This is a genomic window from Rhizobium atlanticum, from assembly GCF_030182485.1.
Taxonomy (GTDB): domain Bacteria; phylum Pseudomonadota; class Alphaproteobacteria; order Rhizobiales; family Rhizobiaceae; genus Rhizobium.
Genome location: NZ_JAQJCJ010000048.1, coordinates 1 through 13,974, shown reverse-complemented (window position 1 = coordinate 13,974; position 13,974 = coordinate 1). Strand labels below are relative to the sequence as shown.

At 53.0% G+C, this 13,974-nt stretch carries 11 protein-coding genes and 3 pseudogenes; 7 read left to right on the top strand and 7 right to left on the bottom strand.

Annotated features, from left to right (window positions below; genetic code table 11):
- Nucleotides 1-216: transposase (locus PH551_RS31955; protein WP_285196332.1), on the bottom strand; the 216-nt coding region annotated here is incomplete at its 3' end.
- A 681-nt stretch (nt 217-897) separates the two neighbouring features.
- On the opposite strand from PH551_RS31955, the gene PH551_RS31950 reads away from it, so the two are divergent.
- The 4 genes from PH551_RS31950 (at nt 898) to PH551_RS31935 (ending at nt 4,987) form a co-directional block, all read left to right on the top strand.
- Entirely contained in the window at nt 898-2,184 is a 1,287-nt protein-coding gene (locus tag PH551_RS31950; RefSeq protein ID WP_004677776.1) for a lysine N(6)-hydroxylase/L-ornithine N(5)-oxygenase family protein, read from the top strand.
- Between the two features lie 81 nt (nt 2,185-2,265).
- Nucleotides 2,266-3,045, top strand: a complete 780-nt coding sequence (locus PH551_RS31945; RefSeq protein ID WP_004677773.1) for a phytanoyl-CoA dioxygenase family protein — start codon at nt 2,266-2,268, stop codon at nt 3,043-3,045.
- A 21-nt stretch (nt 3,046-3,066) separates the two neighbouring features.
- Entirely contained in the window at nt 3,067-3,396 is a 330-nt protein-coding gene (locus tag PH551_RS31940) for a cupin domain-containing protein (RefSeq protein WP_004677772.1), read from the top strand.
- Between the two features lies 1 nt (nt 3,397).
- On the top strand, nt 3,398-4,987 hold the full coding sequence (locus PH551_RS31935; protein WP_074063730.1) for a class I tRNA ligase family protein: 1,590 nt from the start codon (nt 3,398-3,400) through the stop codon (nt 4,985-4,987).
- Nucleotides 4,988-5,098: 111 nt separating this feature from the next.
- Here the strand turns inward: PH551_RS31935 and PH551_RS31930 are convergent.
- Nucleotides 5,099-5,266: pseudogene (locus PH551_RS31930) on the bottom strand (IS3 family transposase); the annotation flags it as partial.
- 387 nt (nt 5,267-5,653) lie between these two features.
- On the opposite strand from PH551_RS31930, the gene nodD2 reads away from it, so the two are divergent.
- Nucleotides 5,654-6,610: a transcriptional regulator NodD2 gene (nodD2, locus tag PH551_RS31925; protein WP_004677768.1), complete on the top strand. Its 957-nt coding sequence runs from the start codon at nt 5,654-5,656 to the stop codon at nt 6,608-6,610.
- Nucleotides 6,611-7,019: 409 nt separating this feature from the next.
- Here nodD2 and nodD3 read toward each other — a convergent pair whose 3' ends face one another.
- Together nodD3 and PH551_RS31915 are read right to left on the bottom strand one after the other, a co-directional pair.
- A complete protein-coding gene (gene nodD3, locus PH551_RS31920; RefSeq protein WP_004677763.1) occupies nt 7,020-7,928 on the bottom strand; it encodes a transcriptional regulator NodD3 in 909 nt (302 codons plus the stop codon).
- Nucleotides 7,929-8,079: 151 nt separating this feature from the next.
- Entirely contained in the window at nt 8,080-9,105 is a 1,026-nt protein-coding gene (locus PH551_RS31915; RefSeq protein WP_004677759.1) for an LLM class flavin-dependent oxidoreductase, read from the bottom strand.
- 900 nt (nt 9,106-10,005) lie between these two features.
- On the opposite strand from PH551_RS31915, the pseudogene PH551_RS31910 reads away from it, so the two are divergent.
- Nucleotides 10,006-10,750: pseudogene (locus PH551_RS31910) on the top strand (transposase); the annotation flags it as partial.
- Between the two features lie 155 nt (nt 10,751-10,905).
- Here PH551_RS31910 and PH551_RS31905 read toward each other — a convergent pair.
- Nucleotides 10,906-11,427, bottom strand: coding sequence for an aminoacyl-tRNA deacylase (locus PH551_RS31905; protein ID WP_004677747.1), 522 nt, complete (start codon nt 11,425-11,427; stop codon nt 10,906-10,908).
- Nucleotides 11,428-11,512: 85 nt separating this feature from the next.
- Entirely contained in the window at nt 11,513-12,208 is a 696-nt protein-coding gene (locus PH551_RS31900; protein ID WP_004677746.1) for a DUF6875 domain-containing protein, read from the bottom strand.
- A 354-nt stretch (nt 12,209-12,562) separates the two neighbouring features.
- Here PH551_RS31900 and PH551_RS31895 point away from each other — a divergent pair, with 354 nt between their 5' ends.
- On the top strand, nt 12,563-13,105 hold the full coding sequence (locus PH551_RS31895; RefSeq protein WP_012489593.1) for a hypothetical protein: 543 nt from the start codon (nt 12,563-12,565) through the stop codon (nt 13,103-13,105).
- A 397-nt stretch (nt 13,106-13,502) separates the two neighbouring features.
- On the opposite strand, the pseudogene PH551_RS31890 reads toward PH551_RS31895, so the two are convergent.
- A pseudogene (locus PH551_RS31890) lies at nt 13,503-13,974 on the bottom strand (IS3-like element ISRel21 family transposase); the annotation flags it as partial.

Here is a 13,974-nt window from a genome sequence, read left to right as displayed (position 1 = left end):
ATCCGCGACGATCTTCTTCAGGCGCGAATTCTCGTCCTCGAGCTGTTTCAGCCTCTTCATCTCCGGTGGCAGCATGCCCGCGTATTTTTTCTTCCAGTTGAAATAAGTCGCCTGGCTGATCCCCGCCTTCCTGCAGATTTCAGCAACCGACACGCCTTCATCACCTTGCTTCAGAATGAACGCCTTCTGAGCGTCCGAAAACTGCGACGCTTTCATCGTCTTCTGGTCCCTTTCCCAGCCAGGAAAATGCACCGGAAAACTCTAACCAAAACTGGTCCAGTTTGAAGGGTTCAGATCAGCATCAGCCGCAACTTTCTACCAGCGCCGTCGCTTATCCGATCCGACGACCATGTCTATTTTGTGGGGGAGAACGGTGTTGCCGGTGGTCATGTTGGCGATCGGTGCTTGTACGTTCGCAGGCCTGTCCACGTTTCAAAGCATATATGCCGAAACGCGCGGACTCTCACCGAATGTCTTCTTTCTGACATTCACCGTCACGACTGTCACATTGCGATTCTCCGTCGCGGGTATGATCGGTAAGTTGCCGCTTGGGCGCCTAGCACTCACCCTCTTCGTGACGACACTGATTGGGATCGGACTTTTGGTTTTGAACCCGGGAAGCGAGCTGCTGTACGTCGTCGCCACCGTTCTCTTTGCGATAGGCTACGGTCTCACTTATTCGACCTTGAATGCGATGGTGGTGAACCTCGCTGGCGAACGTGGTCTGTCAATCTCAACGGCCTCCCAAGTCTTTACACTCGCTTATTTTCGTGGGTTCGTTTCAACATCGCAATCGCCAGTCAGACATTGTGGAGGGCGGTGTAGGAGACAGACGTCCTTCGATAATGATTTCCGTATCGCTGCCCACGTGCCCGCCCAACCAAAGGAAGTGTGTTTATGCAAGTGCTGGATCTCATCGGTATAGGCATCGGACCCTTTAATCTTAGTCTTGCAGCACTCGCGTGTCCGACGCCGCTGCGCACTGCCTTTTTCGAAAAGGAAAGCGGCTTCGATTGGCATCCTGGGCTGCTGCTGCCCAACAGTCGCCTGCAGGTATCTCCGCTGAAGGACTGTGTGACACTTGCAGATCCGACCAGTCCGTTTTCGTTTCTCAACTACCTCGCGGTGCATGGACGGCTGTACAGCTTCGTAAACCGGTGCGACGCGACCACGTCGCGAAGAGAGTTCACACAGTATTTCCAATGGGTTGCGCATCAGTTGCCACAACTCCGGTTTGGGGAGGAGGTTACCGACGTAACCAGATTAGACGAGGGTTACCGCGTGACGACGACTCGAGATCACTACCATGCACGCTCAGTTGCGATTGGCGTCGGTGTCGTTGCAACAATTCCCGAATGCGCCAAACCTTGGCTGGGCGAGAAGGTCTACCATGTGGCGAGCTATCTGGATCGGCCACAAATCGACATCGGTGAACGCGTATTAGTCGTTGGTGGGGGGCAGAGCGGTGCGGAGGTTGTTGAACACCTATTGGGCAGTCCGGGTATCGGTAAAATTACATGGGTGACGTCACGCGGGAACCTGTTCACGAGGGATGACAGCTCTTTTATCAACGTGTCATACACGCCGTCTTACAGCCAGCGCTTTCATTCGCTGCCACTTAAAAAACGTCGCACTATTGTCGACGACGAAAAACTCACCAGTGACGGCATTTCAGCAGAATTGAGCAACCGCATTTACGAAACTATCTATCACCGCAGCGCGACTGGCAATATTGACGATGTCATTCAACTGCTACCCGCAGTCGTCATGAAGGAGTTGTCTCCTCATGCGGACGGTTGGCACGCGCTGTTGGCTTCGCACGGCACCTGTCAGCGACCGACTGTAGTGGCTGATCGGGTCGTACTCGCCACCGGTTTCGAGCCTCGCCCGCTAGCGTTTATCGATCGCCTATTGGCTTCCGCTTCTATGGAAGGCGGTCTGCCGGTCGTGAAGGACGATTACTCCGTTCAATTCGAGGACAACGCCGCCGGCCAGGTATATCTGCAAAACCGATCCCCAGTCCAAAGTGGCTTGCAGAGTGTGAATCTATCGCTCGTCGCCTACCGAAACGGTCGCATCATCAATAGCCTGCTTCGGCGTGAATACTATCTGAACGTCCCAGATCGGCCGATCCTTGGGTGCCTAGGTTTACTTCCCGCTCAAGAGACACAAAACGCAAGATAACACTCCAGTGCAGTGCAGCTCGGGGCGCCTGCTCACGACGCAGCTTTACCAGGCGGCTTTAAATCTAAAAAGGAGTTACACATGTTAACCAAAGAACAAAAATCAACATGGGATGACGTTGGATACATTAGGATTGAGTCATTTCTCGATCTAGAAAGCCGAGATAAACTTTCAGCTCTTGTGGCTGATGTTTCGTGCTGGGAGACAAGTGAAGACAAATGGCTGATATGGTTCGAAAAAACAACTGACGGTAGGAGGATCATTTCGAAGGTCGAGAACTTCCTCGAATTTAACGCCCCCCTGCGTGATTTACTGCTGGCTGACCACCGTATCGAGTCGATCGTCGAAGAGTTACTGGGGGAAGATGCCCGCATGCTCAAAGAGTTGCTGATCTTTAAGTACTCCGACAGCGGCGGCTATCGCCCGCATCAGGACATCTACCATATCCCACATAAGCTACCAGACCGGATGGTGCACGCGATTGTTGCAATAGGCATCGACGATTCCGGCCCAGACAACGGAGGGCTTTTCTTCAGCCCCGGGAACCACAAAAAGGGCGTGTTCCCAATGGACGCCGGCGGCGTAATGTACCCCGAGGTCGCGGACAGGCTGGCCTGGGAGCCCGTAACGTGGAAGGCCGGTGACATTTTCATCTTTGACGACTATGCCCCACATTACTCAAAGCCCAACAAAAGTGAAAATTCTCGAAGGGTGATTTATCTCGTGTTCCAGCGTGCCTCAACTGGTGGGCCAACGAGGGCCGAATACAACAAACTGAAACGCGCCTACAACCCTCCCGAGGGCAAGGTCTCCAACATCGACGAGCTCAAGCCGCCGAACGGCATTTTCTATCGCGATTGAAGGCAGAGGACAGAGGCAAACATGTATACGAAACAGATCGACCGCTCAATCATGCGCCAGGAGTATGGCGTTCTGGTGTGCCGGTTACTTGAGCATCTACCGCAGGCAGTCGCAACGGCTTTCGGCACATCGATTGTGGAGGTGGTACCTGGCGATGCGGTCGATCTTCATTCGCACCCAGAGCACGAACTCTGGGTATTGATCTCGGGCAGCGGCGTGTTTCAATCCGATGGAGAAACCTCCGCAGTCAGTGGGGACACGATGGTCTATATAGCGCCGCACCAAAAACACGCGATCAAAAATAGCAGCCCTCAAACCAGCTTAAAGTTCCTTTCGATATGGTGGGATTGAATTGAGAGCAAACCAACATACTTTTTTTGCCTGCTCGGCGCCGCCGTGCCCGAACGGCAAGCTGCATCTTGGGCATATAGGTGGCGTGTACCTTCTCGCCGACGTGTTCGTACGCTACCACCGCATGGTAGGCAACGCGGCCTATCACGTGACAGGTGCGGACGAACATGGCACTTACACGCTGGTGAAAGCCCGAAAGCTTGGCAGGCCGGTTGATGACGTCGCACACATGCACATTGAAGAAATTCTGCAGTGTCTGCGGTCAGTTGATATTGAACCGGACGTATTTGTAAGGACTTCAAGCGAAGACCACAAAGACCGCAGCTTGGCGATCTACGACCAACTAAGAGCGTCCGGCTACGTTGAGCTGCGCGACGGAGAGCAACTGTATTGCGGGACGTGCGAAGAGTTCGCCGCAGACTCACTCGCGGTCGGAGAGTGTCCAGCTTGTAACGCGCCAACAGATAGTAACCTTTGCGAAGATTGCGGCTCGGCGCTGCAACACAATCTACTACGCAACCCGATTCACACGACATGCGGCCAGAGCCTTATCTTGCGCCCGATTCGACAGGTTCATTTTCAGCTTGAAAAATTTGCTCCGGGGCTCGATCACGCCATTGAGGCGAGCGGATGGCCGGAATCCATAAAGCGCAAAGAACTTGACTGGCTACGGTCAAAACTGATGGCATTGCCGATGTCGCGGCATTTCGACCGTGGTGTGACTTTGAACTCCCCGGTGGAGGTGGCAGGCCAAACTTTAATGACTTGGTTTGAAGGATTGTGGTGCTATGAGACAGGAATCGAACGCCTCTGCAAGCAAAATGGCGCAGATCTCGATGACACTATGCGCAACGCGAGCACGAGACTCGTATTCTTCATGGGTCAGGATAACCGGTTTTATTACACGATCGGCGTTACTGCTAGTTTGTTCTCGCGCGGTTATGCGATTCCATACAACCATGCAATTCAGGACTTTTATAAGCTCGAAGGGGCGAAATTTTCTACTAGCCGTGACCACGCTGTGTGGGCTGACGAGGTGGCAGCAGATATCGACACGAACGTGCTGCGCTACTATTTGGCTAGCATCGCCAAGCCATTTGGCGCAAACGACAACGATTTTCTGATCGAGGGGCTGCTTCAGACCGCGGCTAGAATTCGTGCTTTCGAAACGGCTTTGCGCAAGTACGCCGGATGTAACGAGACGCTGACGGCCGACAAGCTGACAGTCGAGCAGAACCACAATGTTAAACGATATTCCGAAGCGGTGCAGGACTTGCGCGTCTGGGATGCCATGGACGCCATAGACGCCTTTTTCGACGTTGCGTCTTTTTCAAGGGCAGATACCTCAGTCAGCGCAGCGGAAGTTTCCGTATTTCTAAGCCTTCTTAATCCTGTGACCCCGATGCTTGCGGCGCGGTATGGTGCTTTCTTTTTCGGAGCCGGATGGCGGCCGGGGCTCGATGGCGGCACTATCCGGCCAAGCACCGGCTTACGCAAACCGGTTGATTTCCCATTGTTTAGCGACCCGATTCCGGAAGCCTTCATAGAGGCTTATGAAAGACGATTTAGGCAAGTCCGGCCGAATTCTTAGCTTTTAATGACGGCAACCGCTTTGACGATCCCGAGGCGAGTAACGCGGACGCCGACCGGATGACGGCATCTCGATAGCGGAGAACGCAAGGCGGCAGTCGGGCGACCTACTTCGTTCCGAAAGGCCCACGACGGCTTTCTGGCGTGCGACGGCGTCGCGCTTGGCGGCGGGCCTTTCTATTTTTTTAAGGAGCTCGGGAAGTGGGGCCGTATCCAGGATCTGCTCGGCGAGCAGTCTCTTCAGTGTGGCGTTCTCTTCCTCAAGCGCCTTCAGGCGCGTTGATCTTTTCATCACAAATTACTGGCACGCCACCAATATCTTGAACATGCTTCCAAACAGAAGGAGCCCGCCAGTCGATAGCCAGCGTACGGCAAAGCCTCTCCGGTATCGCGATATGATGAACCTACTTCCGCCCATCCGTTCACTAGCATTTCATGTCGCTCGGTGACGCCGCTCCACATCGCCTATTGCTAAGGTGCCATTCGATATTTAAAGTGGATTATCTGCAACTATAACGTCTATCGTAACTATGCGGCCTACTTAATTGATCACCAAACTAACCTAAGCCTTTTCGACGAACCTTCATTGGATCTATGCTGGAAGGTTCTGTACTGGAAAAATCGATTGTTTGGATATAAAATATCCGTTGTTTGGATGTGACTAAAGATGCGTTTCAAGGGCCTTGATCTAAACCTGCTCGTTGCATTGGATGCGCTCACGACCGAGCGCAACCTAACGGCTGCCGCACGTAGTATCAATCTAAGTCAACCAGCAATGAGTGCCGCCATTGGTAGGCTTCGGGACTATTTCCGCGACGAATTGTTTACAATGAATGGTCGAGAACTTCGGCTGACGCCCCGTGCCGAAGGACTTGCCTCGGCAGTGCGTGAAACTCTCTTGCAGGTACAATGCTCAATCATCTCTTGGGAGCCGTTTAACCCGTCGAAGTCTGACAGATGCTTTAGAATAGTTCTGTCCGATTTCATGATGCTGATATACTTCAATAAAATCATTGAGCGAGTTGCTCGAGAAGCGCCCGCAGTCAGCTTTGAGTTGCTGCCTTTGGATAGTGATCCGTACGAGATGCTTAGCCGCGGTGACGTCGACTTCCTCATCGTGCCTGAATTTTTTCTCTCGGGCGCACACCCGAGCGCAAAACTGTTCACAGAGAAGTTTGTATGTGTAGCCTGTTCGACAAATGTGGACCTACCTTCAGCGCTGACGATCGAGCAATATGTCTCCACGGGACACGTCGCTGCCGCGTTTGGGCGCTTTTTGAAGCCATCGGTCGAGGGCTGGTTCTTGCTCGAGAATGGTATTCAGAGGCGGGTGGAGGTCGTCGTGCAAGGGTTTAGCTTAATACCACCAGTCCTGCGTGGCACGAACCGCATAGCTAACCTACCGCTTCGCTTAGTCGAGCATTACGAAAGTACTTTCCCTTTGCGGATCATCAACCTTCCGTTACCGCTCCCCGTCTTCACAGAAGCTGTTCAATGGCCAGCGCTCCATAATGCCGATCCAGGGAGCATCTGGTTCAGGGAGATATTGGTTGAGGAAGCTTCCCGTATGATGTCCTCCAACGCACCTAAAATACATGGGTTGCTACAACAATCCGGTTCCTGACCAAGGTTCCTGCTTGAGTAAGATCCGCCCGAGCCCGAATAAGTTCAACAGCCACCAAAGAGGCTTTTCAAAGGTATCCATCCGGGGAAGGCCCGCTGACCTTGCCCCCAAGTTTTATCCAGTTTTGAGTTCGCTCCGACGGTTTTGGGTTGCTGTATTTGCGGCGGTAGCGGCGGGTTGCGGTGCGGAGCAATTGTGGTCCCCCAGCACCCTTCGATTTGCCGCCGAAGGTGCTAGACAGCACGTCGCGCAATCGTCCGAAGGGCGGCCGATCGGCGACGGGCGTAGCGCTCAGCTTCGTCGATAAAATGGCCTGCGGGTCACTCACAGGTGGTGCCGTCTTCAGCTAATCGGCCGCGTCGCGGGTCGTCGCTCCCAATGCAGCCCAGCTTCCTAGGTTTCAGGATGGTCACGGCAATCGCGCTGCCTCCTGAACCATTATATCTCGCATCCAGATATTTGCCGGATCTTTGTCGTGAAGTACCGGCCATTGGACTGCCTCGGTGAATGTCGGCAGCGCTATCGGGGGCGCAGTCATCCGCAATGGTATCGTGTCCTCAAAAAGCCCAACTAGTCGTAACGGAACGGTTGCGATGCGATCGGTGCCCATTAGGGCGGCGGGGATCATGCTAAAGCTTGAAACAACGACTTCGACCCGCCTCTTGAGGCCATGCTCCTGCAAGAAGCAATCTTCTATGGTAGGCTGCTGCGTCCGACCGAACCTAACTACCGCGTGCCCCATTGAAGAATACTCCTCGGCAGTAAGGGCTTCCTCAAGTTGTTTGTTATTACTGCAGCCGACGCAAGTCAGTCGTTCCTGAAATAGATCTATCTTAGGGTGCGCGCTCGACATGAATAGCGGTGGGCTAATAAGGAAGTCTACGTCGCCGCGTCGCAAAAGCTCGTCTGGATTGTCAGTAAGAGGCAGCAAGTCAAAACTAATGCCGGGTGCTTCCCGCGCAAGACGCTCCAGTATCTTCTGAAAAAGAACAACTGTAACGAAATCGCATAAGCTTACTCGGAAATGACGATCTGATTGATCAGGAGTAAATTTATCCCAGGGTATGATATTGAGCCGAATATGCTGTAAAGCCTCACGAATCGCAGGCGCGAGGTCTTCCGCACGCGGAGTTGGAACGAACTCACGACCACGCATCGTAAATAGTTCATCGCGGAAATAGGAGCGGAGCCGGCGGACAGCTGCACTCATTGCGGGCTGGCTCAGATTAATGCTACGTGCCGCCGCAGTAAGGTTGCGCTCAATCATTAGTGCATCGAGCGCGACAAGGAGATTTAGATCGAGGCCCTTAAATCGCATATCTTTTAACTATCCAATAGTGCAGCCCATTCCACAATGGCTGTTCCTACGGCGATGGCTGAATTCGCCTTGACGCTCCTCAATCGATTTGAGGGCGCGGCCACAGAGACTTAATCTCTGTGATCGGAAAGCAACCTGAGGCCAGTCCAGATTAAGCCATAACTCCAGAGTGAACGCTCGTTGCAGTGTAATAGGAAGCCTCCAATGGCAAATCACCAAACGCCAGCTGGCAAAGAAGATAATTAGCACCTGCTTCCTCGACATGATCGAGAAGATCTTGCCTAACTGAAGCAGCAGTACCAACTACGCACAACTGACAGTCTACTGCTGCATCAAAATCCGGCGGGAGGTTCTGAGGAGTCTGTATCCCGTTAATCTCGTACAGAAACCTAAAGCTCCGAAGCCACCGTTGATAAGCCGGGGCCGCGAGCGAAATGGCATGCTTCGTCGTGCTGCCGGCCACCACCATTCGGACCAACCCAAGGAACGGCGCCCGTTTCCTGCCCCCGGCGGTACGTCTCTCGTGTGCTCGGTAGGCATCAGTGATCTGGCGAACAGCAGAAGCAGGGCCCCCGCAGGCAAGATTTGTATCGTTCTCAGCCGCCCAGCGCGCAACCTCAGGACGACTGGTTGTAATCCATGTCGGAGGCTGAGGACGTTGGTGTGGCCGCAACATCAACGGGACTTTGTCTAGTTCAAAGTGGTCGCCTTTGTAGGAAAGAGCCTGAGCTCCTTCCTTCATCGCTTGGATGACGATCTCGCTGGCTTCGAGATAGCGCGATGTCGCCACCTCCTCATCAATACCGAAAAAGCTCCATTCGATTGGTAAGGAGCCGCGCCCCATGCCCAACTCGAGCCTGCCACCGCTCAGATGATCCAGCATGCAAATTTCTTCAAACGCACGTAACGGATGATAAAGGTTCAACAGCATAACCAAAGGACCGAGACGAAGATGCTGCGTGCGCTGAGCTACGCTTGCTAGAAATAGATTCGGCGAAGGTCCTCTGCCGTGGGGAGTACAGTGGTGCTCTGCGACGTGATATCCATAAAAGCCAAGGCGATCGCAGACCTCTGCCAACTTCATCCGATCTTCATACTGGCGCCCAATCTCCCTTCCGTCTTCGTCCAAATGGTCGAAGATACCAACCATCAGCTTTGCGGGAAGAGAGTTTGTCATTTAAATGTCTCCAAGTTTGGCGGCGAATTTTCGGTGACCAAGACCGGAGGGTGGCCCCGATGTCTTTCGCCAGGAATCATCGAAAAGCTGCTGGTTCTAAAAAACGATGCTGACGCCGATGAGCTAATCATAATGCTCACGTTGAAATGACATTGAATCATTCGTATTCATGTATGACTTCGCGGTGGGTAACACCCCATCTCGCATACCCACAGCTCCGTTCACTTTTGAGAAGCCAAGGATTGGCAAGATCGGATAGTGGTTGTTCAGCTTTTGTGGCGACCCAAATGTGTTAAAGCTGGTATTCGGTTTAATGCGACGAGGCTCCTGCAGTAGGCGAAGAAAGGACCCAGAGCTATGTCTCGGCGCTTGATTGGCAGACGAGAGCGCCTTCTGCAGTTCCACGTTGGCCATGTTCGTCTCCATTTACCGGCCAGGTCTGTGACCTTGCCCTCGGCTGCTCTCGGTGGAGCAACATCATGGGGTCCCCAATTCATAATCGAGGTGTTTAATAACATCCCATGGCTTCGTAAAATTGATTGTTTGTATGGCATTGATCCACCAGGTGAATAACCAGGAATCTTCACCGTCAAAGGGTTGCTGATCGAACTAGCATACGGTCGACCCAGGCGAGATCACGGCCCCTTCCGAAGGTGGAAGGATCAGGAGCCAGTGCGGTTTTGGCCGCAGCGCAACAGCGCCGATACCAGAAATAGATGTGACGCAGTTGGCTTCCGCGTCTTTCGTGCACGCTGTTGTATGTCCTTAACATTCCCCATCTTAACTTCATAGGATCACAGGTTTTACGATAGGGAAATTGCTCTCAACCCTTCAAACTGGACCAATTTTGGTTAGAGTTTTCCGGTGCATTTTCCTGGCTGGGAAAAGGAACGGAACACGATGAAGGCATCGCAGTTTTCGGACGCTCAGAAGGCGTTCATTTTGAAGCAGGGTGATGAGGGCGTCTCGATCGCGGAGATTTGTCGCAAGGCGGGGATCAGTCAGACGACTTACTTCAACTGGAAGAAAAAGTACGCCGGCATGTTGCCGCCAGAGATGAAGAGGCGCAAGCAGCTTGAGGACGGGAATTCGCGATTGAAGAAGATCGTCGCGGATCTGACGTTGGACCGTGAGATGCTGCAGGACGCCATCCGCCGAAAGCTCTAAGGCCTGAGGGGTAGCGGGAGGTGGTGTCATGTGCCGCGATTGGGCGATCTCGATCCGGCGTGCCTGTGGCGCGTTGAACTTCGATCGGTCGACCGATCACTACATCTCTCGCCGCGCCGAGGCCGGTCTAGACCTGTGAGCGCGGGTGCGCTACGGCTATCGTCGCGTGCATGTGCTTTTGGAACGCGAGGGTTGGGGCACCAACATCAAGCGAACCTATCGCATTTACAGGGACTTGGGACTGCAGCTGCGGAATAAGACTCGGAAGCGCCGTGTTAAGGCGAAACTTCGCGAGGATCGGCAAATGGCTGTCGGACCAAATGACGTGTGGGCGATGGACTTCGTGCACGACCAGCTCGCAACCGGAAAGAAACTGCGGGTCCTGACGGTGGTCGCCACCTTCTCACGCTATGTTCCCGCGCTTGATCCGCCTCACAGCTATCGAGGTGAAGATGTCGTGCAGACGTTGGGACGGGTGTGACGATTTTCGTTATAGTGCGCACTATGAGTCCGATTACGCAACATACGTATTGAACCCTCATTCTCTAATCGAGGCGCCGTTACGTGGAACCGCATTTCCTTTCCCGAAGAAATAACCTACCTCACGGCATCTCTATGAAAGGTGACGAGGCGTTAGGTTTGACTGGCCCGTCCACGCGTCTGTAACGGCTGCCCGATCTTCCAAAGCATGCTTGTGTCGATCTCAAGCTCGACTCCAACCTTGCCCGCACCTGTGACTACGGTAGGATAAGAAAAAAGGGCGGTGTCGATCAGTACAGCGATCTTCTGGAGACCGAATGGTGATACGCTTCCTGACGGGTAGCCGAAGAGATCGAGTACCTGTTCTTTCTGAGCAAGCTCGGCTCGTTTCCATCCATACGTGCCAGCAACCGCTTTCATGTCAATCTTTGAAGGTGATGGCAGCAAAACGGCACAAAGGTGGCGCGCAGGATGAGACCGGCGCATCACATCGTTCGCTTTCTGCTCGGCAATAATCATCGTCTTTGCAACGCGCCCCACGGGAACGCCGATAGCGGAGGCTAAATCGGAAGGAGATGTAATAGGGGTGGCGAACTCACTATAGCGCCACAATCGTACCGTCGACGCTCCGATCTGGTGCAGTTCAGCAAGTACGTTCGGATGAACGTCCAACATAGTCGTTTCCTTCCGGTTCACCTGGTAGGACGATCGAGGATAGCTGTTTCAGCGACTGCGAGTACAGCCCTCTTGCGAGTAAGTTTCAGGCGGTTCGCTCCAAAAGCTGCCTAATGCGGCGGCGACCCTCGTTCCCAAAAATACTGAAGTAAGCCTCCAGGCACTTATCGCTATCGAGCATGAAAGGAGCATCATATTTGGTGATATGCCGAATAGCCAAGGCTGGAACCGTTGTGTCGAGCGGTCGAAACATCCTGTTGTGCAAACCGGGCTCCGGGCAACCTGGATAAAATTCACCGATCATGAAACCTTCCTGAATGAAGTCGGGCTTCAGCCGTTTTTGCAGTTGACCAATCCTGATAATCTCTCCTTCATCCTGTATTCCAGGAAGGGCAATGATAATGGCCTTATAGATCCAGTCGCCCGTTCGATCGTTGAAGGACTTTACGGGTTTCATCTGGCTGAAGACGGCGAGCATACGCGCCAAATCGTTTTCGATTTCGTCAACTGCAACAGCTTGCGACGCGGCAACCCGTAAAAGCCCCTTCGTCAGAGCCTCGGGAACGAAAGGGCAAACGCTCCCGTCCCGACCTAAATGAGGATGTGGATTGGAGAGGAATTCTGAGGCATACCGAGCAAATTTCTGAAGAGCTGCGTTTGCATACTCATCATAGGCGTTGTATCCCGCATCAATATTCTTTTCCAGAATTTCGCCCACTGTCATCAATGGACCAATCGTCCCGAAAGGTTGGCTGTAATCTTTCCAAATTTCTTTATTCATTTCGGATCCCTGGTTCGAAAAGCCACGTGCAAAACGGAAGGTCGGGCTCTTGCATGCCAGCTCGGGCGGCGGGCGAGCTGGTCGGGGGCCAATCAAGAGACCGACCTTCCATCGGAAGCGAAGCTCCCGAATTTTTGGTAGCACTCGTAGTTACACTTGTGTAACTGTTTTTTTAAATGGATGTGAAAACAAGAGCGGGGGCTCGTGCACGATGAAGGTTAGTCTCACGACCGCCCGCAAATTCTTATATTCGTCATAGTTATGAAGACATACATATGATAAATGTCGCCGCGATGGGATCCGGTAACAGGCTTTTGGTGAAAACAGAACGACCCATTGCGCAGAGGCGTGGCCGTGGCGAAGACAACACGAAGAGAAATATATACGCCAGAACAGATCGACGTCGGCGTAAAGCATAAGCTTGAGAAAATTGACTCGTTTTTGTCAGATCTCGTTAGCGAAAATTCCGAAGAAAAACTATTCCTGAGGAATATTCTTGGATTGATGCTTAAAGTATATCATATGGACGCCAATAACAAACCCATGACGAAGATGCAGGCGTGTCGCTATCTGCCTTTCAAAAACCAGACTGTTTGCCAAAAGTATGTCGAGGCAGCGCATTTGCGTGGGTTCATCGACATCACTCGGGATAAAACGGACAAACGGCGTCTGATTGTTGTTCCAAAGGAGCCGTTGGTTGTCTATGTCAATGAATATATAGCTGACTTCCTTGATGACTGCCGTAGAGCGATTGACAGTGCCGCTCAAGTAGCTACGCTTCCTGAGGAAGGGATGGCAACGGCAAGTTCTTCATCTATTGATAAATCGCCAGCGTCTTCTGGGGCACCTGTGGGTTCCTCTCAAAAGAGAGTCGATCGAAAAGCCAGGAAATTTTAGCGAGTTTTATTGTGGGAAAGCAAAAGTAAGAAGCCGGTCTCGCGCGCGTTTATCCTTTCATCAATCAAATGTTTCCTCCGTAAACAAGCTTCATCGAGGTAACCCGCTTCGCTTAACCGGCCTGACGGCCGGTGCAGGCGCTGCTAGGGGGAGCGGCTGTATCGTCGTTTCGGCCAAGAAACTGCGCGGGAAGTTCGGCGGCATCCTCAGCCTTATCACCTTGGCATTTACGCTATCTTTTTAGGCGAGGCGGAAACCGCTGACGCGGTCCTCCATCTCTTGGTCGAGACAGTGTGACCTGCCACTGAATTTTCATCCGGCGTCTGACCTGCCACTGAGAATTTCTGAACCGCTCCCAAACGTTGGACCACCGGATGCTAGAGTTTTCCGGCTTCATTCAGGGAGGCGGGCTGGTTGCGCCTCCCGAATTCACCAACGAGATCGGCACCTTGTTGCCGATCGCACCATGAGGTCTTTCCTCATTGTAGTATCTACGCCAATCCTCCATCTTTTCGCGGGCATCCGCAAGGGTCAGGAACCAATGCTGGTTCAGGCATTCTGCACGGAAGCAGCCATTGAACGCTTCGATGAAAGCATTATCAGTCGGCTTGCCGGGGCGTGAGAAGTCCAACGTCACACCCTTGGAATAGGCCCACAGGTCCAAGTCGCGCGACACGAACTCGGTCCCTTGGTCGACACGGATCGTTTTCGGATAGCCGGCTTTTTGGCACACCCGTTCAAGGGTTTGCACAACGTCTTCGCCTCTATAGCTATGACGTGGATCAAGCACCGGCACGTAGCGCGAGAAGGTGTCGACCACCGTCAGCACGCGCAGTTTCTTACCCGTTGCGAGTTGGTCGTGAACGAAG

Coding starts and splice junctions, on each gene's coding strand:
- PH551_RS31950 (WP_004677776.1), top strand. CDS start 898: ATGCAAGTGCTGGATCTCATCGGTATAGGCATCGGACCCTTTAATCTT.
- PH551_RS31945 (WP_004677773.1), top strand. CDS start 2,266: ATGTTAACCAAAGAACAAAAATCAACATGGGATGACGTTGGATACATT.
- PH551_RS31940 (WP_004677772.1), top strand. CDS start 3,067: ATGTATACGAAACAGATCGACCGCTCAATCATGCGCCAGGAGTATGGC.
- nodD2 (WP_004677768.1), top strand. CDS start 5,654: ATGCGTTTCAAGGGCCTTGATCTAAACCTGCTCGTTGCATTGGATGCG.
- nodD3 (WP_004677763.1), bottom strand. CDS start 7,928: ATGCGATTTAAGGGCCTCGATCTAAATCTCCTTGTCGCGCTCGATGCA.
- PH551_RS31915 (WP_004677759.1), bottom strand. CDS start 9,105: ATGACAAACTCTCTTCCCGCAAAGCTGATGGTTGGTATCTTCGACCAT.
- PH551_RS31905 (WP_004677747.1), bottom strand. CDS start 11,427: ATGTTGGACGTTCATCCGAACGTACTTGCTGAACTGCACCAGATCGGA.
- PH551_RS31900 (WP_004677746.1), bottom strand. CDS start 12,208: ATGAATAAAGAAATTTGGAAAGATTACAGCCAACCTTTCGGGACGATT.